The organism is Candidatus Pelagibacter sp. PS_11 (genome assembly GCF_059417975.1).
In genome coordinates, this window is sequence record NZ_CM182075.1 from 548,007 (window position 1) to 573,209 (window position 25,203).

The 25,203-nt window shown below is 25.9% G+C and carries 29 protein-coding genes and 2 tRNA genes; 6 read left to right on the plus strand and 25 right to left on the minus strand.

Features of this window, described 5'->3' with window-relative positions; all coding sequences use genetic code 11:
- The first annotated feature begins 14 nt into the window (after window positions 1-14).
- A complete protein-coding gene (locus AC5SLT_RS02990) occupies window positions 15-863 on the plus strand; it encodes a DMT family transporter (protein WP_041185791.1) in 849 nt (282 codons plus the stop codon).
- 597 nt (window positions 864-1,460) lie between these two features.
- On the opposite strand, the gene AC5SLT_RS02995 is transcribed toward AC5SLT_RS02990, so the two are convergent.
- Window positions 1,461-1,739 carry a methylated-DNA--[protein]-cysteine S-methyltransferase gene (locus AC5SLT_RS02995; RefSeq protein ID WP_494592469.1) on the minus strand — a complete coding sequence of 93 codons (279 nt, stop codon included), beginning with the start codon at window positions 1,737-1,739 and terminating at the stop codon, window positions 1,461-1,463.
- Window positions 1,720-2,157 carry a GNAT family N-acetyltransferase gene (locus AC5SLT_RS03000; protein WP_018414140.1) on the minus strand — a complete coding sequence of 146 codons (438 nt, stop codon included), beginning with the start codon at window positions 2,155-2,157 and terminating at the stop codon, window positions 1,720-1,722. Before AC5SLT_RS03000 ends, AC5SLT_RS02995 begins: the two co-directional genes overlap by 20 nt.
- A 310-nt stretch (window positions 2,158-2,467) precedes the next feature.
- Between AC5SLT_RS03000 and AC5SLT_RS03005 the strand changes: the two genes are divergently transcribed.
- Window positions 2,468-3,424 carry a site-specific integrase gene (locus AC5SLT_RS03005; protein ID WP_494592471.1) on the plus strand — a complete coding sequence of 319 codons (957 nt, stop codon included), beginning with the start codon at window positions 2,468-2,470 and terminating at the stop codon, window positions 3,422-3,424.
- A gap of 11 nt (window positions 3,425-3,435) precedes the next feature.
- Here AC5SLT_RS03005 and AC5SLT_RS03010 read toward each other — a convergent pair whose 3' ends face one another.
- Window positions 3,436-3,807 (minus strand): class I SAM-dependent methyltransferase, encoded by a 372-nt coding sequence (locus AC5SLT_RS03010; RefSeq protein WP_494592473.1) that lies wholly within the window; start codon window positions 3,805-3,807, stop codon window positions 3,436-3,438.
- Window positions 3,808-4,326: 519 nt separating this feature from the next.
- On the opposite strand from AC5SLT_RS03010, the gene AC5SLT_RS03015 reads away from it, so the two are divergent.
- Complete coding sequence (locus AC5SLT_RS03015; protein ID WP_494592475.1) at window positions 4,327-5,190, plus strand: glycosyltransferase; 864 nt, start codon at window positions 4,327-4,329, stop codon at window positions 5,188-5,190.
- On the opposite strand, the gene AC5SLT_RS03020 is transcribed toward AC5SLT_RS03015, so the two are convergent.
- From AC5SLT_RS03020 to AC5SLT_RS03105, 18 genes are all read right to left on the minus strand, one after another.
- On the minus strand, window positions 5,187-5,990 hold the full coding sequence (locus AC5SLT_RS03020; RefSeq protein ID WP_494592477.1) for a hypothetical protein: 804 nt from the start codon (window positions 5,988-5,990) through the stop codon (window positions 5,187-5,189). The two genes, AC5SLT_RS03015 and AC5SLT_RS03020, sit on opposite strands and share 4 nt — an antisense overlap.
- 19 nt (window positions 5,991-6,009) lie before the next feature.
- Complete coding sequence (locus tag AC5SLT_RS03025; RefSeq protein ID WP_494592478.1) at window positions 6,010-7,134, minus strand: DegT/DnrJ/EryC1/StrS family aminotransferase; 1,125 nt, start codon at window positions 7,132-7,134, stop codon at window positions 6,010-6,012.
- Window positions 7,135-8,292 carry a class I SAM-dependent methyltransferase gene (locus AC5SLT_RS03030; protein WP_494592479.1) on the minus strand — a complete coding sequence of 386 codons (1,158 nt, stop codon included), beginning with the start codon at window positions 8,290-8,292 and terminating at the stop codon, window positions 7,135-7,137.
- A gap of 38 nt (window positions 8,293-8,330) precedes the next feature.
- Complete coding sequence (locus AC5SLT_RS03035; protein ID WP_494592481.1) at window positions 8,331-9,254, minus strand: SDR family oxidoreductase; 924 nt, start codon at window positions 9,252-9,254, stop codon at window positions 8,331-8,333.
- Window positions 9,251-9,649 carry a sugar 3,4-ketoisomerase gene (locus AC5SLT_RS03040; protein WP_494592483.1) on the minus strand — a complete coding sequence of 133 codons (399 nt, stop codon included), beginning with the start codon at window positions 9,647-9,649 and terminating at the stop codon, window positions 9,251-9,253. Before AC5SLT_RS03040 ends, AC5SLT_RS03035 begins: the two co-directional genes overlap by 4 nt.
- A 19-nt stretch (window positions 9,650-9,668) precedes the next feature.
- Window positions 9,669-10,316, minus strand: coding sequence for a LicD family protein (locus tag AC5SLT_RS03045; protein WP_494592484.1), 648 nt, complete (start codon window positions 10,314-10,316; stop codon window positions 9,669-9,671).
- Window positions 10,316-10,948: a class I SAM-dependent methyltransferase gene (locus AC5SLT_RS03050; protein ID WP_494592485.1), complete on the minus strand. Its 633-nt coding sequence runs from the start codon at window positions 10,946-10,948 to the stop codon at window positions 10,316-10,318. Before AC5SLT_RS03050 ends, AC5SLT_RS03045 begins: the two co-directional genes overlap by 1 nt.
- Window positions 10,948-11,469 carry a dTDP-4-dehydrorhamnose 3,5-epimerase gene (gene rfbC, locus AC5SLT_RS03055; protein ID WP_494592487.1) on the minus strand — a complete coding sequence of 174 codons (522 nt, stop codon included), beginning with the start codon at window positions 11,467-11,469 and terminating at the stop codon, window positions 10,948-10,950. Before rfbC ends, AC5SLT_RS03050 begins: the two co-directional genes overlap by 1 nt.
- A 2-nt stretch (window positions 11,470-11,471) precedes the next feature.
- Entirely contained in the window at window positions 11,472-12,359 is an 888-nt protein-coding gene (locus AC5SLT_RS03060) for a glycosyltransferase family 2 protein (protein ID WP_494592489.1), read from the minus strand.
- Window positions 12,360-13,304 (minus strand): glycosyltransferase, encoded by a 945-nt coding sequence (locus AC5SLT_RS03065; protein WP_494592491.1) that lies wholly within the window; start codon window positions 13,302-13,304, stop codon window positions 12,360-12,362.
- 107 nt (window positions 13,305-13,411) lie between these two features.
- A complete protein-coding gene (locus AC5SLT_RS03070) occupies window positions 13,412-14,482 on the minus strand; it encodes a glycosyltransferase family 4 protein (RefSeq protein ID WP_494592493.1) in 1,071 nt (356 codons plus the stop codon).
- Window positions 14,479-14,715 (minus strand): GIY-YIG nuclease family protein, encoded by a 237-nt coding sequence (locus AC5SLT_RS03075; RefSeq protein ID WP_494578734.1) that lies wholly within the window; start codon window positions 14,713-14,715, stop codon window positions 14,479-14,481. The genes AC5SLT_RS03070 and AC5SLT_RS03075 overlap by 4 nt, the downstream gene beginning before the upstream one ends.
- 26 nt (window positions 14,716-14,741) lie before the next feature.
- Window positions 14,742-14,816: transfer RNA gene (locus AC5SLT_RS03080), tRNA-Glu, on the minus strand.
- A gap of 50 nt (window positions 14,817-14,866) precedes the next feature.
- Window positions 14,867-16,561, minus strand: coding sequence for a single-stranded-DNA-specific exonuclease RecJ (gene recJ / locus AC5SLT_RS03085; protein ID WP_494592495.1), 1,695 nt, complete (start codon window positions 16,559-16,561; stop codon window positions 14,867-14,869).
- The gene (glpX, locus tag AC5SLT_RS03090) at window positions 16,558-17,505 is read right to left on the minus strand and encodes a class II fructose-bisphosphatase (RefSeq protein WP_494592497.1); all 948 of its coding nucleotides are present in this window, start codon (window positions 17,503-17,505) and stop codon (window positions 16,558-16,560) included. Before glpX ends, recJ begins: the two co-directional genes overlap by 4 nt.
- Window positions 17,505-18,497, minus strand: a complete 993-nt coding sequence (locus AC5SLT_RS03095; protein ID WP_494592498.1) for a putative transporter — start codon at window positions 18,495-18,497, stop codon at window positions 17,505-17,507. The genes glpX and AC5SLT_RS03095 overlap by 1 nt, the downstream gene beginning before the upstream one ends.
- A gap of 2 nt (window positions 18,498-18,499) precedes the next feature.
- The gene (locus tag AC5SLT_RS03100) at window positions 18,500-18,781 is read right to left on the minus strand and encodes an ETC complex I subunit (protein WP_006996913.1); all 282 of its coding nucleotides are present in this window, start codon (window positions 18,779-18,781) and stop codon (window positions 18,500-18,502) included.
- Window positions 18,782-18,785: 4 nt separating this feature from the next.
- Window positions 18,786-18,862 (minus strand) — tRNA-Pro (locus AC5SLT_RS03105).
- Window positions 18,863-18,955: 93 nt separating this feature from the next.
- Between AC5SLT_RS03105 and AC5SLT_RS03110 the strand changes: the two genes are divergently transcribed.
- The 3 genes from AC5SLT_RS03110 to AC5SLT_RS03120 are packed head-to-tail and all read left to right on the plus strand — an operon-like array spanning window position 18,956 to window position 21,203.
- A complete protein-coding gene (locus tag AC5SLT_RS03110; RefSeq protein ID WP_494592500.1) occupies window positions 18,956-19,468 on the plus strand; it encodes a zinc-ribbon domain-containing protein in 513 nt (170 codons plus the stop codon).
- Window positions 19,469-19,472: 4 nt separating this feature from the next.
- On the plus strand, window positions 19,473-20,645 hold the full coding sequence (gene nhaA, locus AC5SLT_RS03115; protein WP_020169422.1) for a Na+/H+ antiporter NhaA: 1,173 nt from the start codon (window positions 19,473-19,475) through the stop codon (window positions 20,643-20,645).
- A gap of 45 nt (window positions 20,646-20,690) precedes the next feature.
- Window positions 20,691-21,203, plus strand: a complete 513-nt coding sequence (locus AC5SLT_RS03120) for a glutathione peroxidase (protein WP_494592502.1) — start codon at window positions 20,691-20,693, stop codon at window positions 21,201-21,203.
- Here the strand turns inward: AC5SLT_RS03120 and AC5SLT_RS03125 are convergent.
- Genes AC5SLT_RS03125 through AC5SLT_RS03140 form a run of 4 tightly spaced genes read right to left on the minus strand, consistent with a single transcriptional unit; the run spans window position 21,192 to window position 25,202 of the window.
- A complete protein-coding gene (locus AC5SLT_RS03125) occupies window positions 21,192-21,971 on the minus strand; it encodes an MBL fold metallo-hydrolase (protein WP_020169420.1) in 780 nt (259 codons plus the stop codon). The genes AC5SLT_RS03120 and AC5SLT_RS03125 overlap by 12 nt on opposite strands.
- Window positions 21,971-22,735, minus strand: a complete 765-nt coding sequence (locus tag AC5SLT_RS03130) for a TatD family hydrolase (RefSeq protein ID WP_271564272.1) — start codon at window positions 22,733-22,735, stop codon at window positions 21,971-21,973. Before AC5SLT_RS03130 ends, AC5SLT_RS03125 begins: the two co-directional genes overlap by 1 nt.
- The gene (metG, locus tag AC5SLT_RS03135; protein WP_494592504.1) at window positions 22,728-24,269 is read right to left on the minus strand and encodes a methionine--tRNA ligase; all 1,542 of its coding nucleotides are present in this window, start codon (window positions 24,267-24,269) and stop codon (window positions 22,728-22,730) included. The genes AC5SLT_RS03130 and metG overlap by 8 nt, the downstream gene beginning before the upstream one ends.
- A complete protein-coding gene (locus AC5SLT_RS03140) occupies window positions 24,270-25,202 on the minus strand; it encodes a DNA polymerase III delta subunit-related protein (RefSeq protein ID WP_494592506.1) in 933 nt (310 codons plus the stop codon).
- Window position 25,203: the final 1 nt, after the last annotated feature.

A 25,203-nucleotide genomic window follows, 5' to 3' on the forward strand; every position in this document is an offset into this window, starting at 1 on the left:
GTATCTATTGGCTTATGAAAGCCATCATATTTAACCTTTTAGCCTGGGTAATGCTTCCAATCATGGATGGTTTTGCAAAATATTTAAGTGCCGATATGCCCGTTTTACAGATCACGTGGGCTAGATATTTTTTTACGGTCGCATTCACTCTTCCAATAATGTTCTTGTTTTATAATAAGCAGCTTGTTTGGACAGATAAGCCTAAGTTACAAATAATAAGAGGGTTAATACTACTTTCTGCTAATATTTGTTTTTTCTACGCAATATCTGTTATCTCTCTAGCTAAAGCTCTGACACTTGCTTTTGTAGCACCTTTAATTGTTACTGCATTTTCTCCTATATTTTTGGGTGAGAAGGTGGGTATAAGAAGGTGGACTGCTGTTATTATAGGATTTATAGGCTCTCTAGTGGTTATAAGACCAGGTTTTGTGGAGATTAACTTGGCCAGTCTAGCTGCATTAGGAACAGGTGTAATGTATGGGTTCTATTTAATAATTACACGTAAATTGAGCACTTCAGATAACCCTTTATTAACTTTATTACTAACTGGATTAGTTGGGTTAATCGCCGTTTCAGGATTAATGCCTTTTGTATGGGTTAATCCAACTCCTTCTCAATGGTCTATGATGGCCTCAATAGGCGTATTTGCCTGCATTGGGCACTTATTTCTTATATTATCACTTAAATACGCTGATGCCTCTAAATTGGCTCCATTTAGCTACTTTGAAATCATTACTAATATAATTATTGGGTATTACTTCTTTAGTGACTTTCCTGATAATTGGACATTCTTAGGCTTATCCATTATTATTATGAGTGGAGTTTATATATCTAGAAGAGAATCTTATATTAAATCCTATTAACTAGGTATTATTTGTTTACTAATATCTAATATTATACATTAATAATATATTATATACTACTGTAATTATTAATTTAATTATAATATTATTAATTTCAAAAAAATACAGATAAAATATAATAATATTTAAAAATAGTTAAATTATAGTTACTAAAATAGCTTAAAATAAAATAAAAGTAGCATAAATCTATTTTTCTAACGTTGAAAAAGCGAGAATTGGGTAATTTTAATTTTTAGTAAATTAAACATAGTTTTTAAGCTGGCTAAAATGGTGATTTAAGTATTGATATTAAATACTTATTTCAATTAATAGGGTATTTTTGTTAAAATTAGAGTATTTATAGAGTAGAATAGGGGGTTAAAAAAGCTAGTAAAATGGTCTTTTTTACTCTCTCTATAATCGTTGCTATTGTTGACAAGTAGAGCAATGCAGTATGAGAATATACTGTTTAAACGTCCATAGGATGGTCTATTTTAGCTAAAAGTCCATTTGTAGTACAACTGAAGGATGCATTAGAGTAATTAGACAAAAATATGGCTAAATAGCTAAAAAGTATTTAATACCAATGGTTTTTTATGTTTTTTTGGGTTAAAAGTACTATTTTATGAAGACTTTTTCTGATCTCAATAAACGTCGTTTTTGTTGCATTCCACCCTTTCCAGAGTATCCACCGAGACGTCCATCTGATCTGATGACTCGATGACAGGGTATTTTAGGTGGATAAGGGTTTTTACCCACTGCATTAGCAACAGCTCTGAATGCCTTAGGTTTTCCAATAGCTTTAGCAACTTCCAAGTATGTTTTAACTTTACCTTTGGGTATTTTCTTTAGGTAATTCCAAACTTTTAGCTGAAACTTAGTTCCCTTTAAGTTCATAGAGTTCAAACCCAGTGTTATTAGCTATTTTATCGTATAATTTCTTTGCATTTTCATTGGAAGAGTGGGTGATCCAACGAATTCCATCCCAATTATTGGCTTTAGATAATGATTTTAGGTGACTAATAAGTTTTTGAGCTATTTTTTGACCTCTAAATTCTGGCTCTACAAACAAATCATCTAAAAAACCAATATATTGGCCCTTAATCGGTCTTGGCATTGTTCTGTAATGGGCAATTCCAACGATTTTACCCTCTAATTCATAGCAAATAGCATTAACATCATGACTTTTATCATGAATCCATCCCCATAAAATGTCTAAAATCCCTGTATTCATTGGGACTTTGTAAAAATTAGCATAACTATTGTATAATTTTGCCCAATTTTCCTTATCTTTTTTCACTAATTTTCTAATCATTTGCTTTAAATAACAACTTTAAATTATTGATATCTATATACTAATTACCCAAATTTCCAAATCTTGCAGTCTTTTTACATTTTTCAATTTTTTTTATATATGGCTTATAATGTTCTTCGCAAACTTTTAATTTGGATCTAAATTCATAAGTAGTTCCCATATATGTCGCTGTAGCGACAATGATCGAACCAAAAAATATGGATAAGATAATAAGATATTATTTTTTCATTGTGTTAAATTATAGCTGTTGACATAAGAAATCACTTAATATATTACTAACGATAATTAATGGTTATCAATAGTAATAAGTATGAATGATATAATAACAGATATAAAAGCATTAAAAGAAGAAACTTTATTAAATCTCCAAAGCTCTAAAGCTAATAATACTGTTAGAGCCTATAAATCTGATTTTAATGACTTTGGATTATTTTGTGTTAAAAATGGATTTAAATCTTTGCCAACAGAGCCTAAAATTGTTTCCTTATATTTAACTTACCTGTCAACAAAACAGAATAAAATCAGCACTTTAAAGCGTAGATTAGTATCAATAGGCGTCATCCATAAGATAAAAGGATATTATTTGGACACCAAACATCCATCAATTATTGAAAATATAATGGGTATAAAAAGAAGGAAAGGTAGTATTCAAAAAGGTAAAAAACCATTATTAATCAATAATTTAAAAGAATTAATTAAAGTTATAGATGAGCAAAATAAAAAAGAAATTAAGAAATTAAGAGATAGGACTATAATTCTAATCGGTTTTTCAGGTGGATTTAGGAGAAACGAGATAGTCTCGCTAGACTTTGACGATTTAGATTTTGTTCCAGAGGGCTTAAAAATCAACCTTAGAAGCTCTAAAACAGACCAATTTGGTGAAGGTTTTACGAAAGCACTACCCTACTTTGATAATTCTAAATTTTGCCCGGTAGTATCATTAAAAAAGTGGATAGAAATATCAAAAATAAGTTCAGGACCACTCTTTAGAAAATTTGTTAAAGGCTCAAAGTTATCAGATAAGAGGTTAACTGATCAGACAGTTGCCTTGCTTATTAAGGAGTATCTGCAGCTTACCGGAATTGATTCCAGGAACTACTCAGGTCATAGTTTAAGATCAGGCTTTGCTACTTCGGCTGCAGAATCAGGTGCGGAAGAAAGAAGTATTATGGCAATGACAGGCCACAAATCAACAGAGATGGTAAGAAGGTATATTAAAGAAGCAAATTTATTTAAAAATAATGCACTAAATAAAATTAAAATTTAAAGAATTTAAAATTACTTTTTCTTAAATAATAGATCTAAATATTCAACCTTTTGGAGCAATGGTTTAAAATTTTCATAATTTACTTTAGTAGTATTATTTTTAGTTGAGCTAACGAGCTTGTAACCACTGTGATCAAAAAAATTAATAAAATTTTTATAATTAAAAAAAAATAAATAAACCGTGCTAGGAAGAATATTTGTTTGTTTAACAACTAATGTGTCTTTATTAATAGAATTATAAAAAAAACTTGTACCAGAAAAAAGAATATATTTTGGTTTTTTCTTGAAAATAATTTTTAAAAAAGATTTATAGTTTTTAAAATATTGTATACACGAACCAAAATAAACAAAATCAACATTTTTGAGTGAGTTTATTTTTTTCATAGGATAAAATTTTTTATAACTAAATTGTGATTTTATTTTATTAAAAATAGAAATAATTTCAGGAAAATTCAATATGAAATATTTTTTAATATTTAGTTTATTTGAAAGAAAAAGGTATAAATCAATATTATCACCACCAACATCTAAAAAAGAAAACGGATATTTTTTATATAAATCAAATAGAAATTTATCTATATTTTTTTTAGTTGTTTCGTTTATTAATTTTTTTTTTTATTAAATTGAAAAATAAAATCTATCTGAGATCTTAAATTAGTTTTCACAGGATAAAAGTTTTTTGGTAAATTAGATAATTTTGTTGGTACAAAAAAAATATGGTATTTTCTAAAAAGTTTACGATTAATAGTTTTTGGAAAAAATCTTGTAAAATTTTTAACAAGCAACTTGTTTAAAAAATCATAATTCATAATAAATAATAGGGCTTAATAAAATATTAATAACATCATGATTTCTTTAATAATACTTAAAATTTGCTATAAATTAAAAAAATTAATAGATTTAATGAAATATTATAAAGATTTAACGATAATAATAATAACATTTAAAAGTGATGAAATCATTTATAAATTTATTGATAATATACCCAAAAAAATAAAGATTATTGTTGTAGAGAATTCTAAAAATTTTCAATTAAAAAAAAAATTAGAAAAAAAATATAAAAATGTACAGGTATATTTGAGAAAAAATTTAGGTGTAAGTAGTTCTCTAAATTATGCTGCAAAAAAAACTAAAACGAATTATTTCCTTCATTTAAGTCCAGATTTAAAAGTTGATTATAAAGATATTAAAGTTTTCTTTAAGTATGCAAAAAAAATTAATGATGATTTTTGTGCATTAGGTCCTAGATTTTTAAATACTAAAAAAAAAGGACATATTCAGATAGATAAAAAATTAAAATATGGAAAAATTGATTCAATACATGGTTCTTACATGTTTATAAACAAAAAGAGATTTGACGAAATAAATGGTTTGGATGATAAAATATTTCTTTATTTTGAAGAAACTGATTATGCTTATAGAGGCAAAAAATTAGGCCTTAACTGCTATCAAATAAATTCAATCAAAACAAAAACTATAGACACTACAGTTAAAATTAACAATGAGAATGAAAAAAGAAACTGGCTCAATCTATTAGTATGGCATTTTATATGGTCCAAATTTTACACAAGTAAAAAAAAATATGGTTTTATATTTTCATTTATAATTTTTTTACCAATAATTATAAGAATACTATTTAGATTATCCTTGTACTCAATTTTTTATGATAAAAAAAAACTTGTCAAATATAAGTTTAGATTAAGTGGATTGTACAATTCTATAATTGGAAATAATTCTTACTTAAGGCTCAAAGATATAAAAAATTAAATTCCCCAAACAGCTTTTTGAGAAATTAATTTTTTTGATTTATTATATTTTAAATATTTTCTTAAATGTTTATCAGACATAAGACTTTTAGATTGGTCTTTATAATGATAGGTCTCACTATACATCCATTTATTTTCAGGGAATTTTTTACCATCTGAATTTACAACAAATAAATTATAATTCTTTTTTTTAAAATGTTCAGTTAAACTATCAAATCCACTTTCAATTTTCCATGTGTCATATTTATTATTAAATATTTTACTCTTAATATAATTATAGAAGTCAGCACCTTTTATTAAAAAATTAGCAGTATTTAAATGTGGGTTTGGAAATTCTGTAAAGGCCTTCTTAGCTTTAATTTTTTTTTTGATATAAGAAATAATATTGTATGGTTTTTTAAATTTAACTTGATTTGTTATACTTTCATAAGACCCTGAAGATGAAATTATAGTTTTTCTTTTAAAATGTACCATGAATTTTTTTAACCAATTATTTTTAATTGGATAAGAATGACTATTCATAAAAAAAATTGAACTGTTTAAATAGTTTTTTGCTACCCTACTATAACTCCCAAAATCCCAATCATTTTTTTGAAAAGTATCTACAAACTTTATATGCTTTATTCCAAGAAGTTCTTTTTCAAGTTTAGTAATATGCTTCTCACCTATCATTTTATAACAAATCAATAAGTCATGAGAATATCCTGATTTATATTTTTTGTAGTTTCTTATAAAATTCTTTAAAGAATTTTTTTTATCAAAAACTGTAAATAAATAACAGACTAAAGGTTTTTTTTTCATATTAAAGATATTCTTTAAATCATAAACTCTTTAAAATTAATTTTAACTCATAAATAATTTTAAAAATTTGTTTGTTAGTTAGTTCAGGATAAATTGGCAAAGAAAAAATTTTTTTAGAAAAAATTTCAGAATTGATAAATTTTTTTCTATTAAATATTTTTTTATATGCTTTCATTTTGTGTATTGGGTAAGGGTAAATAACTTTGGTGCCGATTTTTTTTTTATATAATTTATCAATAATAAAGTCTCTATCTTTGTGACTAACTGTGTATAGATGGTACACATGATTAGATTTTAATATATTTTTAGGTAGTGTTAACGATGTATTTTTGAGGTTATCATTATAAATTTTAGCAATCTCTCTTCTCCTGCTTATAAATTTGTTAATTTTTTTAAGTTTGATATCAAGAATTTTTGCGTTAATTTCATCCAGTCTTGAATTTAATCCATTAATATTTGCATAATACTTGCCGTACAGTTTGTCATCTTTATTAACAGTTTCAATTCCATAGAATCTAATTTTTTTTGCTAAATTAAAAAGTTTGTAAGAATTGGTTAATATGAATCCACCATCTCCATATCCTCCTAAAATTTTTGTGGGATAAAAAGAAAAACAACCAAAGCTACCAAATGTACCAACAAATTTATTTTTAAACATTGAACCCTGAGCTTGAGCACAGTCTTCTATTATGTGAATATTCTTATTCTTAATAATTCTCAATATTTCTGTCATATTGCATGATTTTCCGTAAAGATGTACTGGAATAATTGCTTTAGTCTTTGAATTTATAGCTTTGAGAATTTTAGTATGGTCCATCAGATAATCATTATTTATATCAACTAATACTGGTATAGCGCCTGAGTTTATTATTGCGGAAATTGTAGGTATAGCAGTATTTGATGCGGTAATAACCTGGTCTCCTCTTTTAATCCCTATAGCCATTAACGAAATTAATAAAGCGTCTGTACCCGATTTAACAGCTAGTCCATATTTAGATTTATATTTTTTAGTGAAATTATTTTCAAATTTTATTAGATTTTTGCCAAAAAAAATTACACCATTTGAAAAGGTTTTATCTATGGAGCTAAGTATTTCTTTTCTTAGAATTTTATATTCCTTTTTATAGGACCAAAAGTCTATCATTTAAATATTTACGTGAGCAAACCATTTTGTTTTTTTAAAAATACTTTTTTCTTTTAAGAAAATTTCTTGTTTATGATTCCAGGCAAATAAAAAAGTGTAATCAGGTATATTTTTTCTAAAATGATCAACAGTTACTATCGGTATATGAGATCTTGGCGAATATTTTCCAATTTTATTAATAGTCGTGTCACATATAAAATCGATGTGCTTGTGGTTTATACCGCAATAATTTAAAAGTGTTGTGCTTTTGGAGGTCGCTGCATATCCTGCAATATTTTTTCCACTTTTTAAGATAGTTGTTATTTTTTGTTTTATTTTTTTTTTTGATATTTCACAATTTTTTTTAAAAATCATACATCCTTTTATAGAATCTATAAAATTATCAGATTCATATTTTAATTTTTTATAAACAGACTTCTTGATTTTAAATTCATTTTTTCTTGCCACAACATATCTCATAGATCCACCATGAGTTTTTTGTGATTTTACATCAATCAAATCAAAATCAAAAAGATCAAAAATTTTTTTTATAGATGTTACAGAAAACATGAAAATATGTTCATCGTAAATTTGATCATAAGAAGTCTTCTCATACATTGACCCCAAGTAAGGTTCTTCAAATATAAAAACGCCTTTTTGGCTTAAAAGAATATCAATCCCTTTTATAAGATCATTTAAGTTTGGAATATGACAAATAGCATTAGCAGCACAAATAATATCAGTCTGTTTTTTAAATTTCTTAAGATTATTTGCAGTTTTTGAAGTAAAAAATTTGTTTATAACATTGATTCCATTTTTTTTTGATATATCAGCTACATTTTTTGAAGGCTCTACCCCAAGAATATTTAATTTATTTGATTTAAAATTTTTTAAAAAAGAACCATCATTAGAGCCAATTTCAATTATATTTTTAACATCATTAAAGTAATTATTTTTAATCCACTTAGAAAAATCCTTAAAATGATTAACCATATATTTTGAGCTAGATGTAAAAAATGGATAATTATTATTAAACATTAGCTTTGGTTTGGGGTGATCATTTAATTGGAATAAAGAAATTTCATTGGAAAAACCAACCTCCATTTTAAATATAAATTCTTTTTTAAAATCTTTTTTATTTAAGAAACCGTTTGCAATTGGCATTTCACCAAATGACATAAATGGTTTAATTTTTTTTTTGTAATTTTACAAATCATCTAAAGATTCTTTAATAAATTAAGAGTATTTTTTATATCAGTTTCAATTTTATTTCTAAAGAAAAACCCTTCTTTATTAATTTTATTTTTATCAACATGATATGAAAGTTGATTCATTATTGGCGATGAAACAAATTTAACACTAATATTTCTTTTATATCTCTTTATTTTATTCAATATTTGATTAACTGTATAATTCTCAGATAAAGCGTTATAAATATCATTTTTGAAAAAATTATTTTCAATTGTAAATTTAAATAACAAAAAAGCGTCAGTTAAAGCTAAATAAGGTCTAAATTGATTAAGAGCAGTTTTGTAAACTTTAATAGGTTCATTGAGAGCTGCATTTAAGCAAAACTTATTTACTGCAGTATGAAAGCGCATACCCTTAGATGTTCCAGAGATAGTGCCAAAACGAAAAGTAACATATCTAAGTTTATCTTTAGCTTGTTTTAGCATTTTTTCTTCGATTAACTTAATATCCGCATAAGGTGATTGTGGTTTCAAGTATTTTTTTTCACAAGTTTCATCTACTAAATTAGTTTGTTTTCCATAAACACTTGTAGAGGAAATATGAATCAATTTAGCTTTTTTTTTAATACAAAAATTAATAATATTTTTCATACAAGTCAGATTATTTTTATACATCTCTTTTTTTTTGCTAAAACTACCTGCTGCATTTGTCATTGAGGCTAAATGAATTACATAGTCAATTTTTTTAATATCTTTTAAGCTATCCTGTTTAGTTAAGTCTCTAATATAAAACTTTAAATTATTTTTTTTTTTGCTGTTAAATAAGGAATTTATTTGTGTTGTTTTTAAATTATCAATAATTATTGTTTTTTTTATTTTTTTAATCATTTTAATATTATCAATAATATAAGACCCTATATGTCCACATCCACCAGTAATTAATAAATTCATTTATTTTTTCCTATTATTTTTAAAAAATTATCGTATTTCTCTATATAATCACTATATTCATACTCTCTATCACAAAAGACTAGAAGTTTAGAATTCAAAGTATTAAATTTAATTTTAACCCAGTTTTTAGGTTTCAGTAGAAGACCTTCACAATTTTTATAAGATAATTTTTTTTTAAATTTACCCTTTTTATTTTCATAATTTACATCAATTGAACCATATATTGGTATTAGATACTGAGAGCACTTATGATGAGCATGATCTGCTCTTTTAGTGTCTTTTTTACCATTTATAATGAAAATCCTCTTGGAATAAAATGGTATGTCTTTTTTTAATGATATTGGCAATAAAGAACCAGTTTTACTACTAAATATTTTAAATTTTGATTTCTTCATAATATAATTTTACTTAAATTTAGAGTGTTAAAATTAATCTTTTAAAAAATAAAAATTTTTTGACCATATAAAGATATGGCTTACCGTTGATTACTTTAATTTCATACTCAAGATCTTTTATTAATTTTTTATCCCAATTCCTTCCATATAAAAATTCACAGATTAATTCTTTTTCATTAGGTACACACAATACAGTTTCTTTAAAAGAAATTTTTTTTAATGGGTAAATAAATGTTTTGGGAATTCTTAGATGTTTACTTTCGTCATTTGTACCACCTTCAAAATTCCATTTTTCGATTATGAAATTTTTTTCAACATCGCTTTCATAAAAATAAAAATCAGTTATTAAGATTTCGTTTTGCATAACTCTTTTTACTTGAAGAAAGTTTTTATTTTGATTTACAGATAATGAAAGATCAACTTTAATATTGTTAATTTTAAGGTCTTTTATTAATTGATCGCGATTTTTATGATTAATATAAAAATCAATATCATCATCTCCATCAATAAGCCTATTTTCTCTTGTGATGCCAAGCAAAGTTCCAAAAAAAATAAAGTATTCAACATTAATGAGTAATTTAGAAAAAAAAACTAAATTAGATTCATTATTTTCTAATGAAACTTTAGTAGATAACTGTTTGTGCGATTTTATCTTTTTTGTTAGCATTATTTTTTTACTATTATATGTCGGGCTACATATGCATCATCATCCTTAAATTTCGCATAACCTAAACCCATAACATAATATATACTTTCTAAATTAAAATCATTTAATAAATTATTTAAGAATCTTTTTTTAATATAATTTCTGTAATGATTTTTAGTAACTTTTTTACCTTTTTTATCTTTTTCAGTTCTGTACTCTAGATATAAACATTCATTTTTTTTCAGTAATTTGGCACATAGAGAGATAAATAATCTTATTTCATCATCAGTTAATGCATGTATAAAAAATCTAGCATATATTGCTTTTTTTTCTGTTAATAAAACATTCTTTTTAACAAAATTATTATTTAGATCATATTTTAGAAATTTTAAATTATTAATTTTTGAATATTGTTTTATATTTTTATTAATTATTTCCTCGCTTGAGTCAAATGCATATATTTTTTTAAAATAATTCGAAAAAAAAAACGCATCTCTTCCATTGCCACAGCCAAATTCTAATATAGTATTTATACCTCTAGCCTCACCTACTGTGAATACAGCAAATTGAGATGGGTGATTTATATTAATTTTATTAACTGCACTTTGATAAAATGAGTTCCAATATTTATTCTTAAAAGTTATTATCGACATTAATAAAAATCTTTTAAGCTTAGTCCTAAATTTTTATCTTTATAAGATAATATAGGTTTTTTAATTTTCCATTTAATATTAATATCTTGATCATTCCATTTTAGTGTTTTTTCTGACTCTGGGTTTCTATATTGAGAACATTTATAGTTAACAGTACACACTTTTGATAAACATAAGAAACCATGAGCAAAACCCTCTGGGATATAAAATGAAAAATCATCTTTATCAGAAATGATAAGAGAGACATATTTACCAAATGATTTAGAGTTTTTACGCAAATCTACTGCAACATCCAATATTTTACCATGTGTAACAGTTATTATTTTTGCCTGTGTTTTTTTTGTTTGAATGTGTAGCCCTCTCAGCACATTTTTTTTTGAAAATGACATAACATCAAAGGGAAAATTTTTCTCATTTAGAATATTTTTTCTGTAAGTTTCTTTTAAAAAACCTCTAATATCTTTAAATATTACAGTTTTTATAATCTTTGGACCGTTAATTTTTGTATTTAGTAATTTCATATTTAGAAAAGATTATGTTTATTGTTCATATTATAAATGTATCTTGTATATAAATAATTTAACTTACACAATAGTAGTTGAAATAAATAGTTAATATTTTTTTTTGGATTTGATAATTCACCTGAATATTTTGTATCAGAATTTAATACAAATTTTTTAAAAAATTTAATTGTAATTCTCCATTTTAATAAGAAAATTTTTGCACCTCTACTACCTGACTCAGTTTTAATGGTTGGGTGGTTTTTATATTTTCTGGTTACAATGGATCCAAAATGATAAACTTTAAAATCATTTATTCCTTTAAAAATTCTAACCCCATGTTGCCATAATTTCATATTTAAATCTGGGTCAGAACCAGTACCGGGAAAAAATTCCTCACTAAAACCACCGACTTTTTCCCACATTTCTTTATGAATTAAATGAGGAGCCCATGTAGAACCTTGAAAATCATAATAATTAGCATTATCAATTTCATTTAGTAGCTTACCTTCGTCAAATGATTTTAAATCACTACCACAATCTAAATCAATTTGACCATTATTTACCATAGTGCCTGATAAATAAAATTTGTTATGACCAATTTTATCAAGTTCATTTTTCAAAACATAATCCCAATTAGGACAAAAGTAAAAATCATCATGAGCATAAAGTAGATAATTTGTTTTAGATTTTTGAGCTGCCATATTCATTCCAGTACATATTCCAGAATTGTGAACTGTATGAGTATAAGTGAAAGAATTTTCTTTTAAAAAATTGAGAGTACCATCAGATCCATCATTTACATGAGGAATTATTTCATGTGTATCATATGTTGAATTTTTTTTTATACTTTCAATACATTTTTTTAAATAGTCTAGGTTATTAAATGTTGGTATTATAATTGAAAACATCTATTTTTCCCAAACAAAAGTATTTTTGCTTTTATAGTCAAATGTTTTAGAAAGTATAAAATCAGCAACTAAGGTTGAGTTTAAAAACTTTAAATAAAATTTTTGTCCAGACTGTGAAATTTTTTTTCTTTCATCTTTATCTTTTTGATATTTATTTAATTTATAACTTAAATCATTAATGTTGCTGTAATTGATAAAACAATTTTCTGGTATAAAATCATTAAAAGATATCTCCTCATCAATAAATGTTAATAATCCATTACCAAATAATTGAGCAATTCTATCACTACTATAATATTTAATAGGCTTTCCTCGGCTTAGATTTAAACCCATTGATGAATTAGATATTTTTTTTAAGAAGTTATCTCCCCAAACGGGCTGAACATTGTTCATGCCATATACGTCAAATTTAATTTTTTTATTTTTTTTCATAAGTTTATTGATAAATAATTCTCTATTATCATATTTACCTTTTTTTAAAGATCCACGATGAACACCATGACTCATTGCAAAAAATAAATCATTTTCACAATCACTTTCATAATTTTTTAAAATCTCAAAAGATTGGTCACTAGGATTTGGTATATAAAAAGAATTATTAATTTTTTTTGTTATAGAATTAGGATCGGTAGTTACAAATGTTGAATCTAAAAGGTTTCCATGTTTGTTAATTCTTTCATTATTCTTAATATAATCTGGTCCATATTTACCTAAAGGATCTAAAAACCATTGTGTAACTCTCAAATCTTTATTTAAATTTTTTAATTTATATAATGTTTCACTATCAACGGAGTCAGCGTGACCTAAAATTATACAATCTGCTTTAAAATTTCCATAGGTATTAATTATTGTTTTTTGTAAGGTTTTTTTTCCATCAAAATCATTTATAGATTTGTTCCTACTTATTATGTCTCTATCACTTATAGCTAAAACATTATGTCCCAATCTAATAAAACCATTTTGTAATCTTTTACCAGTATTATAATGAAGTCGTCCATCAAAGCGCTGGTTGAAATTTGTGATATGGATAATTTTTAAAATAGCTTTTTTACTTATGTTAAAAAGATTAATTTTTTTTTTTCTACATGTGAATATCGCAATTTGTCAAAGATCTTTGATACATAGGCGTGTGTTAAAATAAAATTTTTATAATTATCTTTTTGAATAGATAATAATCTTTTCTTATTAAGTATAAGTTTTTCAATTTCATTAAATAAAGTTTGACTATCGAGATTTTTTAATATTATCCCAGATTTAGCCGTTTCTGGAAGACCGCCCTTATTACTAATTATAACAGCACTTCCCCTGCTTGAGGCTTCTAAACTGGTTCTGCCAAAGGGTTCATTCCATCTAGAGCAAACTACAGATATACTTATTTCTTTTAGGGTTTTCAATATATATTCATTTTTTTTAAAACCTAATATTTTTAAATTTTTGTGTTTAAATAATAACTTTTCTCTTGGCTCATCTCCAAAAACTTTAGCAGACCAATCAGGATATTTATCTAATATCTTAACTATAGCATCTCCAAATAGATCATAGCCTTTAGCTTTGTTAAGCTTTCCTACAAAAGAAATTATTTTTTTTTTATTATTAAAATTAATTTTTGTTTTAGAGGAAGATTGGTAACACACAGATGTTTTGAGCAATAAATCATGTTTATTTTTAATATTTAAAAAGAAACGATTTTGTGACCATTTGCTATTAAAAATAATCTTATCAACATTATTTAGTAGAAAAATTCGCTCCTTTACAGTTTTGGAACCATTCATTGTTAGAGGATCATTATGAAAAATTAAAAATAATTTATTTATATATTTCTGTTTAATTATTTTTATATAATTTGGCCTATTGTGAACTTCTATAAGTTCAGTATTTAATTTCTCTTGAGCTTTAAGAAAAGTTTCAACATAAATTTTACTAGTACTTTGAAATATTTTTTTATTTAATTCTAAGTTAATATAATTTTTTGATAATTTTTTTTTAGATTGGGTGTTACCAAAAATAAGAATATCTTTGTTAAAAGAACTTATCTTTGTAATATCGTTTACAAATAGTGATACAGCACCTGCATATTGAGGTGAATAATTTTCTTTATAAGGCAATAATATAGAAATTTTCATTTATTATATTTTTCTAAAATCTCTTTTCTTAATACTTTATTGTGTTTTAATTTATATTCAAATGACATTGCTTCATTTTTACTTTTAAATTTTTTTTTATAAATTAATTTCCACTTGTAACCTTTGGTAGATTTTGCGCCTTTATTGGAATTGTGTTTATTTAATCTTTTATCAATATCTATAGTATATCCAACATAACTCTTTTTAGTCCCTGGAGTGATTGATTTAAGCATATATGTAAAATAATACATGAAGATTATGGCGGTCCCTGGGGGAATCGAACCCCCCTTTGCAGGATGAAAACCAGCTGTCCTAACCGATAGACGAAGGGACCACGTTGTGATCTTTTATTTTAAAAGTTATTATTTATCAAGCGCAATTAAGCTATAAGATAAGGTCTCTAATAGTTAATTGAAGAGTTTTTTTATTATTCCAGATATTTTCATTGATTTGACCTATTACATTAATGCTATTTTTATAACTCATTAAGTATTCACCAATCTTAGTGTTAATAGAATTAAATGATATTGATTTAATCGAATACCCTGTTTTTGATTTTAGTATTGTAGATATGTGCTTGTTATTTAATAATACAGGTTTAATTATTTTTAAGTCCTTTATAAGAAATGTTGGCACTGGGTTGCCTGTCCCAAAAGGTTCTAATTTCCTTATATGCTCATAAAAATCTTTGTTAAATGCGAGTGATGAAATTTCTGATTCGTATGAGAAATTATTATGATTTATTGTATTAGATTTTAAAAAATCTTTTAATATGTAGTTTTCAAAATCTTTTAGGCTAGATTTATTTAGTGTAAATCCAGCAGCCATATTATGGCCACCACCTTTTAAAATTATACCTTGATCTAGTGAATTTTTAATTACACAACCAATATTATAATTATAAACAGATCTTGCAGATCCCTTTAATAATTCATTAGATGTGGTTATAACAATAGCTGGCTTATTAAAATAATCTTTTAATCTTGCGGCAATAATTCCAATTAGACCTTCGTTAATATTTGGATTATAATAGATAATTACTTCTTTATTTTCTTTTTCAATTTTTTGAAAATCAATTTCATTTAATATTAAAGTTTCAATTTTTTTTCTTTTATTATTCAATTTAATTAAGTGATTACACCTATCTTTGATAACTTGATCATTATTAGAAGATAATAATTCTGTAGCATATTGAGACTTACCTAATCTACCACCAGCATTCAATATGGGACCAATTAAATAACCTAGATCATTAATATTAATTTTATTTTTTTTATTATTTAATTCAAATAAAGTATTAAGAGGTAAATTTTTTGTTATATCAAAATTTTTGATCGTATTTAACGCAATTAATCTATTAAGTTTTCTTAAAGGCATAACATCACAGACAGTAGCTAATAAAACATATATCAAATAATCAGAAATATTTATTTCACTTTTGATTTCCTTAATCAGTAAATCTAAAAAAAAATATGTAAGTGTTGTTGCACACAAAGATTCGTACTCTCTATAGCCATTATCTTTTTTAGGATTTATAATTGAGTTTGCATTAGGAAAGGGTTTATTAATTTCGTGATGATCAATAATTAAAGACTTTATTTCATTTTCGTTCAAAAAATCTATCGCTTCGTTAGAGGTAGAACCACAATCCACCATTATAATTAATTTCGGCTTTTCTAAGATCAGTTTTTGGAATAATTTTTTGGTAGCACCATAACCATCTTTTTCCCTATCAGGTATATAGTAAAAAAAAGGATGATTTATATCTTCTAAAAACTTAACAAATAATGATGTAGCAGCGGACCCATCAACATCATAATCGCCTAAAATGCAAATTTTGTCATTATTATTGATAGAATTTACAACAAGATTAATAGATTGACTGAAATCTTTATTTTTTAAAAAAACGTTATTTAAATCTAAATCTGAAGTGATTGTTGCAATTTCATTATCTTCAAATTTTCTTGAAATAATTAGCCTAGATAAAATATCACTAAAATTAAAATCTTGTTTTATTTTGTCAACTAAGTTTTGATTGATTTTTTTTTGTTCCCACTTCCTACCTGAAACAGAAATCATTCTTCGATAAGATTTGTTCTTTTTATCGTTTCTTTAAATTTTAAACTTTTATGTGTAACCAATGTTTCGGTTGTATAATTGTTTATATCGATTTTTACACCAGCTAACATCTCACTTGTAGTAATTCCTGTTGAACAAAATATAGAGTCTCCTCTTATAATTTCATTTAATTCGTATTTTTTATTCAAATCAGTTATACCCATATTGTTTGCATCTTTAATATCCTTGTCGTTATCAAAAATAAATCTGCCTTGGAAATGACAATCAAAAGCGTCAAGAGCTGATGCTGCCAACACTCCTTCAGGACCACCACCAATACCCAAAAATATATCAACATTATATTTTGAGTTTGTCACATACAATGCACCAAGTACGTCTCCATCTGTAATTAATTTAATATTAATACTTAATTGCTGTAATTCATTAATTATTTTTTTGTGTCTTGGTCTGTCCATTACACATGCTGTCAGTGATGAAATATCTTTGTTTAGAAAGTCTGCAAGATTTGTAAGGTTCTTCTTTAATGGAAAATCTAAATCAACCAATCCTTTTTCAATTGGTCCGGTTGCAATTTTATCCATATAAGTTTCTGGTGCATTAAAAAGATTTCCTTTTTCTGCAATTGCAATAACAGATGTTGCTCCAGGTAAATTATTTGCTGCAAAATTTGTTCCTTCTAAAGGATCAACTGCAATATCAAAATAGGGTCCATTTTTATTTCCAAGTTTTTCACCTGTATAAAGCATTGGTGCCTCATCAAGTGAACCTTCACCAATAACAACTTCACCATTCATATCAATTTTATTTAATTCTGATCGCATTGCATCAACAGCCGCTTGATCTGCTGCAATCTTATCTTTTTTTCCAACTAAATATGAAGAGGCAAGTGCTGCTTTTTCAGAAACTTTTAAAATTTGATCAACATATTTTTTATCAATAGCCATTAATCTTTTTGAGTAATTGATTCAGTAGTATTGATCTTAGATTCAAATTCTTTTAACCTTTTATAAACACTAGCAAGTTCTATGATAGTAGGCCATGATTTAAAGATATATTGCATAGACCCCTCTACTCTTCCAAAAGCTCTTATAATTTGCTGCATTACCCCTAATGTCACAACGCCTGCTACTATTGCTGGAGCTAAAAAAACATAAGCAGATAGAACATTAGCTTGAAGATAAGTTATACGACCTAGATTAAAATAAAAATATCTTAAGTAAGACTTAAAATGAATCTTTCTTACATCATTAAATAATTCATCTAAATTCTTTGGTCTTACTGTTATATCGTCTTCAGCTATAACAAGTAATTTTCTGTAAGAAGCTTCATTCTTTTGAAGATCATACTCAACACCAACTAATCTTAAAATTGAACCTAATACAATTAAGAAAAGAGTTCCACCTACAGTCCATATAAATGCACCTGTCACTAAACCATAATTCCAATCCCCAAAGAATAAAATAGGTATTCCAACACTTAAACCAAATAATATAGGTGTGAACTCAACAAGCATCATTATTGCTTCTATAAAGCTAGTACCAAGTCCTTCCATAATTCTTGAAAACTTTATTGTGTCTTCTTGAACCCTTTGTGAAGCACCTTCAATAGTTCGGGCCTTATCATAGACACTGTGATACCAGTCAATCATTGCAGTTCTCCATCTGAATAAATAATGCGAAGTAAAGAAAGCAACAACCGTAGCCAAAGCCACATAAAGACCTGCTAATGTAATAAATGATAACAAACTTGCCCAGTACTCTCCAATTGTGATTGAGTTAGGTGCTGCTAAGGCTTTTTGTATCATGTCATAGAACTGACCAAACCATTCATTTATTTTAACATCAATTTGTACCTGAATCCAAAGTGATGAAAGAATAATAAATGAACCAACCCATGACCATAATCGCCATTCTTTTTGAGTGAAAAATTTAAACATTATTATTTTAAAAAATTATCTGCGTAAGATTTTTTAACAGTTTTTCTTTTTTGAGGTTCAATGATTTCAAAGTCAATTTTATTTTTTTTTGCATATTCTATTGCTAATTCTTTAGAAGAAAATTCTAAATTTAATTCTGAAAGCGTATTAGAGTTAGTTTCCCAGCCCATTAAAGGATTAATTCCTGTATCTTCAGTTTCAAATTCAATTAACCATTTGTCTGATTTACCTAAACCAGATTGCATTGAATTTTTTGTGGGTATATAAATCTTCGCTTTTTTCATAAAATGGTCGGGGCGGCAGGATTTGAACCTGCGACCCTCTGGTCCCAAACCAGATGCGCTACCAGGCTGCGCTACGCCCCGATTGAGGTACTAATACATTAGATATTGATAATTTCAAAGAATAAAGAACATCAAAAATAAGGCTTTTTTATAAGAATCAGATATACATCAATTATGATCATCACTTGCAATAATTGTAATAAAAAATTCGATGTAGACTCAAGTTTAATTCCCGACATGGGTCGTTTATTGCAGTGTGCTAGCTGTGATCATAAATGGTTTTTTAAAAAAGTAGTTCCTGAAAACACAGTAAGTCCAACTGATGAAGATATTAATAATGATAATGTTAATATTTTTGAACAAAATAATTCATCGATCAATGATGTAGAAAGTGTATCAGATGCGTCTAATGACGAAGTAGAAGTTAACTTAGAAGAAAAAACTAAAGAAAAAATTGAGATAAACAAAGGTGAAAGCACACAAGTAAATACACAGCCAAAAAAACAAAAAAATTTTAAAATATTTAATATTTTTATTTTATCAATTATTTCATTCGTAGCTTTTATAATTATTGTGGACACGTTTAAATATCCTATTGGGAAAATTGTCCCAAATGTGGAATTTATACTTTATAATCTATATGAAAGTATTAAAGATATCTCATTATTTATTAGAGATTTAATATAAAATTATGATTAAAAATCTTTCAAAGCCTTTTAAATGGTTTTTTCAATTAGAAGCAGCAAGTGGTCTTGTATTATTAATTGCAGCAATTATTGCTCTGGTAATAAGTAATTCTAGTTTAAGTAATTTATATTTTGATACATTAAACCAATACCTATTTATAGGTATTAATAATTTTGGTTTAAAACTTTCCGTACATCACTGGATTAATGACTTATTAATGGCAATTTTCTTTTTCTTTGTAACACTAGAAATAAAACGAGAGTTTATTCAAGGTGAGCTTTCTAATTTAAAAAAAGCATTGCTGCCAATTATAGGTGCTGTTGGAGGAATGGTCGTCCCTGCTCTAGTCTATGTTTTTATAAACCTTGGTAATTCTGAAACATTGAATGGTTGGGCAATTCCATCTGCTACAGACATAGCGTTTTCATTGGGAATTTTATCATTACTTGGTTCAAGAGTTCCAATTTCTTTAAAAGTTTTTTTAACGGCTCTTGCTATCATCGATGATCTTGGTGCAATATTAATTATAGCTTTTTTCTATTCTGGTGACTTAAGCATAAGCTATTTAAGTTTAATCTTAATTTCATATATTTTATTACTTACCTTAAATAAATTTGGTGTTAAAAAGTTTATTCCCTATTTAATAATTGGTGCCTTCATGTGGTTCTTCACATATAAGTCTGGAATTCACGCAACAATAGCAGGTGTTCTTTTAGCTTCGACCATACCTCACAGAATTAAAGAAAAAGATTTCTCTTTATTAATTAAATTAGAACATGCAATCAGTCCTTACGTTGCTTTTATGATAATGCCTATATTTGCATTTGCTAATGCTGGCGTGTCTTTGGAGGGACTATCATTAACATCATTATTAGAACCTGTTCCATTAGGTATTCTTTTAGGATTATTCGTGGGTAAACAAGTTGGGGTTATGGTTGTTTCTTTCATTGCTGTTAAATTTGGTGTGGCTCAAATGCCAGATAAATCTAGCTGGTTAAGCTTATATGGAGTTTCGATTTTAACAGGGGTTGGTTTTACTATGAGTTTATTTGTTGGAAACTTAGCCTTTGCCGAAAATATTCAATATATTGATGGAGTAAAAATCGGTGTTCTTGCTGGATCCTTACTGTCTACTGTATTTGGATATTTTATATTATTGTATGCTTCTAAAAAATAAGTCATGGTTTATAAAAATAATTTATTAATTCTATTAATTCTATCTATGTTTACATTTTTTGAAAAAGTTGATGCTAAATACGAAAAGCTATTTTTTGATCATTCAATAAAAAATATAAATAATGAAACTATTGATTTAAATCAATACAAAGGAAAAACTATACTTTTAGTAAATGTAGCTAGTAAGTGTGGATTTACTAAGCAATATACAGGCCTGCAAGAACTTTATGAAAAGTATAAAGACAGGGGTTTCTATGTAATTGGCGTTCCATCAAATCAATTTGGTGGTCAAGAACCTGGCAATAATTCAGAAATTAAAGATTTTTGTGAAACTAATTTTAGTATTACTTTTCCAATAACAGACAAAACTGATGTTAAAGGTAATAATGCCCATGACTTATATAAATGGGCAAAAAAAAATTATGGTAATTCAACTGTCCCTAAGTGGAACTTTCATAAGATTTTAATTAATAAAGAAGGAAAAATACAGGACACGTTCAATTCTCTTATTACACCAATGTCAGATAAGATAACAAAACAAATAGATTTAATTCTTTAAACTAACAGTCAAACCATCAAAACCAGGAATAATATTTTTGGGTAATTTTTTCTTAAGTTTTACATAATCTAAATCGCTATGCATATTTGTTAATATAGTTTTTTTAGGAGTAAGGATTTTAACTATTTCTAAAACCTGATTTAAATTGAAATGAGCTGAATGATTACGGTACCACAGACAATCAATAATTAGATATTCTAAATTTTTTAATTTTTTGTAATCTTTTTTAAAGAATAGACTAATATCACTTGCATAGGCTAATTTATTGTTAATTAAATAGCAAATACTTTTAATCTTACCATGTTGAACAGGTATTGATTCAATTTTAATTTTTTTATCTTTAATTATAAATTCATGTTTTTTTTTAAGGCTATTAATATTTAAAGTTGATGGATAACCAAAAGATGATTTAAAACAATATTTAAAAGTTGAAAGCAGATATTTCTTAGTATTAATGTCCGCATATACCGGAATTTGTTTCTTGTTTATCAAAAAAAATGGTCGAAGGTCATTAATACCATGTGTCTGGTCAGCATGAAGATGGGTATAAAAAACTTTACTAATAGATTTAATTTCATTTTTTAGAAGTTGTGATCTCAAATCTGGCGATGTATCTATTAAAATATTTTGATCATTAAATTTAATTAGAGCAGAACACCTTGTTCTAAAATTCTTTTTATTATTTAAATCACAATCTCCAGAATATCCATCTGCTCTAGGTACACCCATTGAGCTACCACTACCTAAAATAACAAATTTAAGAGACATTATAAATTAAAAAGTTTATTAAAATTTTGAGTAGTTAAATCTGACATTTCTTGATCAGTTTTTTCTTTTAAAATAGATAATTTTTCTAAAGTATATTTAATAAAACTTGGTTCATTTTTTTTTCCTCTCATTGGTATGGGCGCTAAAAATGGACTATCTGTTTCAACAAGCAGTTTATCTAAGGGAATATTTTTAAAAGTTTCCTGAAGTTCTAAACTATTTTTAAAAGTAATTATTCCGCTTGCTGAAAAAAAGGCATTTAATTCTATCAATTTATTTGCAAAATTTAACGAACCAGTAAAACAGTGCATCAAAATTTTAAGTTTTTCTGATTTATATGATTTTAAAATTTCATACGTTTCATCCTCTGCATTTCTAGAATGTATGATAATAGGCATATTAAGCTCTATAGAAGCCTCTATATGAGCTTTAAAGCTATCAATTTGCCTTTCTTTATTACTATGATTATAAAAAAAATCTAAGCCTGTTTCACCAATACCAATAATTCGTTCATTTTTATTTACTTGATTTGTTATATAATTTTTATCAATTAAATGACTTTTCTCAGTCTCATGAGGGTGAATACCAAAAGTTCCATAAATCATCGGGTCCGTTATAATAATTTTTTTTATCCTATCAAAACTTTCAGGTGTAGTGCATATGGTTAATAATTTTGAGATTCCGACTTCTTTAGATCTTTTTATAACTTCATTTAAATTTTCAAGTAAAGGTTCATGATCTAAATGACAATGAGAATCAATCATGTTTTTTTTGAATTTTTTTAAACATAATATCTATTTTGTTGATTGGTTTTCCAGATATTAGATAGTCATGGTTTGCGATAGATTCAAAATTAATTGCATCAATATTTAAATCAAAAATCTTTAAGGCTTTTTCTATTGAGCTTGGAATTATTGGATAAAGCATAAATGAAATTTTTCTAATCATTTCTAAAGATGTATAGACAATGGTATTCAATCTATGTTTATCATCTTTTTTTTTCCAAGGTTCTTGATCGTTAAAATACTTATTTGCTTCAAATAAAGCACTAACAATGAAATTAATATAATAATTAATATTTTGATTATCAATTTCAGTTCGTATTAGATCTAAATTATCAGTAAATTTATTTAGCATCACTAAATCTTCATCATTAAATTTTATATTATCTGGTACTAATGAAGAGCAATTCTTCTCAGCAAATGCAGTCACTCTTTGACATAAATTACCATAATTATTAGCCAAATCACTATTGATACAATCCTCTAATCTATCTTGTGAAATATTACCATCATTTCCAAATGAAACTTCTTTAATCAAATAATATCTTAATGGATCAAGTCCATAAATTTCGATAATATCTAAGGGATCAAGAATATTTCCTTTTGATTTTGACATCTTTTCATCACCAGATAAAATCCAGCCATGACCATATACTTTCTTAGGTAAAGGTATTTTTGCAGCCATTAAAAATGCCGGCCAATAAACAGAATGAAATCTTAATATATCCTTACCTATTAAATGAACAGATGCAGGCCAAAATTTTTTAAACAGCTCATCATTTGTATCTGGGTAGTTTAAAGCACTTATGTAATTGGTTAGAGCATCAAGCCAAACATAAATTACATGATCTTGACTATTAGGAACTTTGATGCCCCAAGAGAATGCTTTACGGCTTATGGATAAGTCTTTTAACCCACCTTTTACAAAACTAATTACTTCATTTTTTCTGGATTTTGGTGAAATAAAGTCTGGATTTTTTTCATAATATTTTAGTAGTTCATCTTGCCACTTAGATAATCTAAAAAAATAAGACTCTTCCTCTATCCATTCAACCGAAGAACCAGATGAAATGGCTATTTTAACGTTTTCTTTCTCAATAATTTCTTCATCACTGTAATAAGCTTCGTCAGAAACAGAATACCAACCAGAATATTTTGATAAATAAATATCGTCATTTTTTTCAAGTTCATTCCACAGATGTTGAACTGTTTTTTTGTGTCTTTCTTCAGTAGTTCTAATGAAATCAGTATTAGATAAATTTAATGTTTTTGAAAGATCTCTAAACGTTTGACTAATTTCATCACAAAAAGTTTGAGGATCAATTTTTTTTCTCTCTGCTGCTCGTTGTATTTTTAAACCATGCTCATCCGTACCTGTTAAAAAATGAACATTGAACCCATCTATACGTTTAAATCTTGCAAAAAAATCAGCAACAATACTTGAGTATGCATGACCCATATGGGGTCTTGCTGAAGGATAATAAATTGGTGTAGTTATATAGTAATTTTTATCCATTTATAACCATTTTGATTTAAATTCTAAAAATAAACTTTCTTCGTCTAGATTAAATTTTTCCGTATTATAAATTTTTTTTATAAATTTTTGATAAAAATTAATTAATGTAACCTTTGAATTTGTTATCAGATATTTTTTCAAAAAGAATAGCTCGATTAAATTTATTAATAAAATTTTGACAGGTTTATTTTTCTTATAGTAATTATTTTCTATTATCGAACTTATAAAACTTGAAATAGTGTGATCCTTTAAATTAATAGATTTTTCTTCTGCAAAATTAAACAAACTAATAATTTCACCGGGTGAATTATAAAAACTTAGTAAGTCATAATTAATAAAATCAAGTACATTTTTATCCAGTATTAAATTTGAAATACTTAAGGACTCATTAAATGTAAAATTAATCTTGAATGTTAAACATCTTGATTTTAGTGTGGGTAGTGTATTTTTTTCACTATTATTTATTAAGATAAAAAAAACATTTTCATTTGGTTCTTCAATAATTTTAAGTAATGCGTTGACAGAATTCTTATTTAGATTTTCAACATTATCTATTAAAATAAATCTAGCCATATTATTAAATGTTGATTTATTTGTGTAACTAATCATTTCACGTATTTGACCTACATCAATGCTTTTTTTTTCTGTTAATAAATCTATTAAATAGAAATTTGGATGGGAGTTATTTTGCAAAAGTTTATAAGATTTATTGTCCTTATGGATGCAAAAATTTTCTAAATTATATTTATAATCCTCATTTTCGGATAAAATATAGTTGATTAAATGATAGGCTAATGTTGATTTTCCTAATCCTTTTTTTCCAGACAGTAAAATTTTATTAGGCAATTTTTTGTGCTTATATAGTCCACATAATTCATGAAAAAAATTTTCCATACCATAAATTTTAGTGTTTTCAGATGGTTTTAAATTCATA

Bases quoted from the DNA above. Each gene is read 5' to 3' on its own strand.
- AC5SLT_RS02990 (WP_041185791.1), top strand. From the start codon at position 15: ATGAAAGCCATCATATTTAACCTTTTAGCCTGGGTAATGCTTCCAATC.
- AC5SLT_RS02995 (WP_494592469.1), bottom strand. From the start codon at position 1,739: ATGAACTTAAAGGGAACTAAGTTTCAGCTAAAAGTTTGGAATTACCTA.
- AC5SLT_RS03000 (WP_018414140.1), bottom strand. From the start codon at position 2,157: ATGATTAGAAAATTAGTGAAAAAAGATAAGGAAAATTGGGCAAAATTA.
- AC5SLT_RS03005 (WP_494592471.1), top strand. From the start codon at position 2,468: ATGAATGATATAATAACAGATATAAAAGCATTAAAAGAAGAAACTTTA.
- AC5SLT_RS03010 (WP_494592473.1), bottom strand. From the start codon at position 3,807: ATGAAAAAAATAAACTCACTCAAAAATGTTGATTTTGTTTATTTTGGT.
- AC5SLT_RS03015 (WP_494592475.1), top strand. From the start codon at position 4,327: ATGAAATATTATAAAGATTTAACGATAATAATAATAACATTTAAAAGT.
- AC5SLT_RS03020 (WP_494592477.1), bottom strand. From the start codon at position 5,990: ATGAAAAAAAAACCTTTAGTCTGTTATTTATTTACAGTTTTTGATAAA.
- AC5SLT_RS03025 (WP_494592478.1), bottom strand. From the start codon at position 7,134: ATGATAGACTTTTGGTCCTATAAAAAGGAATATAAAATTCTAAGAAAA.
- AC5SLT_RS03030 (WP_494592479.1), bottom strand. From the start codon at position 8,292: ATGTCATTTGGTGAAATGCCAATTGCAAACGGTTTCTTAAATAAAAAA.
- AC5SLT_RS03035 (WP_494592481.1), bottom strand. From the start codon at position 9,254: ATGAATTTATTAATTACTGGTGGATGTGGACATATAGGGTCTTATATT.
- AC5SLT_RS03040 (WP_494592483.1), bottom strand. From the start codon at position 9,649: ATGAAGAAATCAAAATTTAAAATATTTAGTAGTAAAACTGGTTCTTTA.
- AC5SLT_RS03045 (WP_494592484.1), bottom strand. From the start codon at position 10,316: ATGCTAACAAAAAAGATAAAATCGCACAAACAGTTATCTACTAAAGTT.
- AC5SLT_RS03050 (WP_494592485.1), bottom strand. From the start codon at position 10,948: ATGTCGATAATAACTTTTAAGAATAAATATTGGAACTCATTTTATCAA.
- rfbC (WP_494592487.1), bottom strand. From the start codon at position 11,469: ATGAAATTACTAAATACAAAAATTAACGGTCCAAAGATTATAAAAACT.
- AC5SLT_RS03060 (WP_494592489.1), bottom strand. From the start codon at position 12,359: ATGTTTTCAATTATAATACCAACATTTAATAACCTAGACTATTTAAAA.
- AC5SLT_RS03070 (WP_494592493.1), bottom strand. From the start codon at position 14,482: ATGAAAATTTCTATATTATTGCCTTATAAAGAAAATTATTCACCTCAA.
- AC5SLT_RS03075 (WP_494578734.1), bottom strand. From the start codon at position 14,715: ATGCTTAAATCAATCACTCCAGGGACTAAAAAGAGTTATGTTGGATAT.
- recJ (WP_494592495.1), bottom strand. From the start codon at position 16,561: ATGATTTCTGTTTCAGGTAGGAAGTGGGAACAAAAAAAAATCAATCAA.
- glpX (WP_494592497.1), bottom strand. From the start codon at position 17,505: ATGGCTATTGATAAAAAATATGTTGATCAAATTTTAAAAGTTTCTGAA.
- AC5SLT_RS03095 (WP_494592498.1), bottom strand. From the start codon at position 18,497: ATGTTTAAATTTTTCACTCAAAAAGAATGGCGATTATGGTCATGGGTT.
- AC5SLT_RS03100 (WP_006996913.1), bottom strand. From the start codon at position 18,781: ATGAAAAAAGCGAAGATTTATATACCCACAAAAAATTCAATGCAATCT.
- AC5SLT_RS03110 (WP_494592500.1), top strand. From the start codon at position 18,956: ATGATCATCACTTGCAATAATTGTAATAAAAAATTCGATGTAGACTCA.
- nhaA (WP_020169422.1), top strand. From the start codon at position 19,473: ATGATTAAAAATCTTTCAAAGCCTTTTAAATGGTTTTTTCAATTAGAA.
- AC5SLT_RS03120 (WP_494592502.1), top strand. From the start codon at position 20,691: ATGTTTACATTTTTTGAAAAAGTTGATGCTAAATACGAAAAGCTATTT.
- AC5SLT_RS03125 (WP_020169420.1), bottom strand. From the start codon at position 21,971: ATGTCTCTTAAATTTGTTATTTTAGGTAGTGGTAGCTCAATGGGTGTA.
- AC5SLT_RS03130 (WP_271564272.1), bottom strand. From the start codon at position 22,735: ATGATTGATTCTCATTGTCATTTAGATCATGAACCTTTACTTGAAAAT.
- metG (WP_494592504.1), bottom strand. From the start codon at position 24,269: ATGGATAAAAATTACTATATAACTACACCAATTTATTATCCTTCAGCA.
- AC5SLT_RS03140 (WP_494592506.1), bottom strand. From the start codon at position 25,202: ATGAATTTAAAACCATCTGAAAACACTAAAATTTATGGTATGGAAAAT.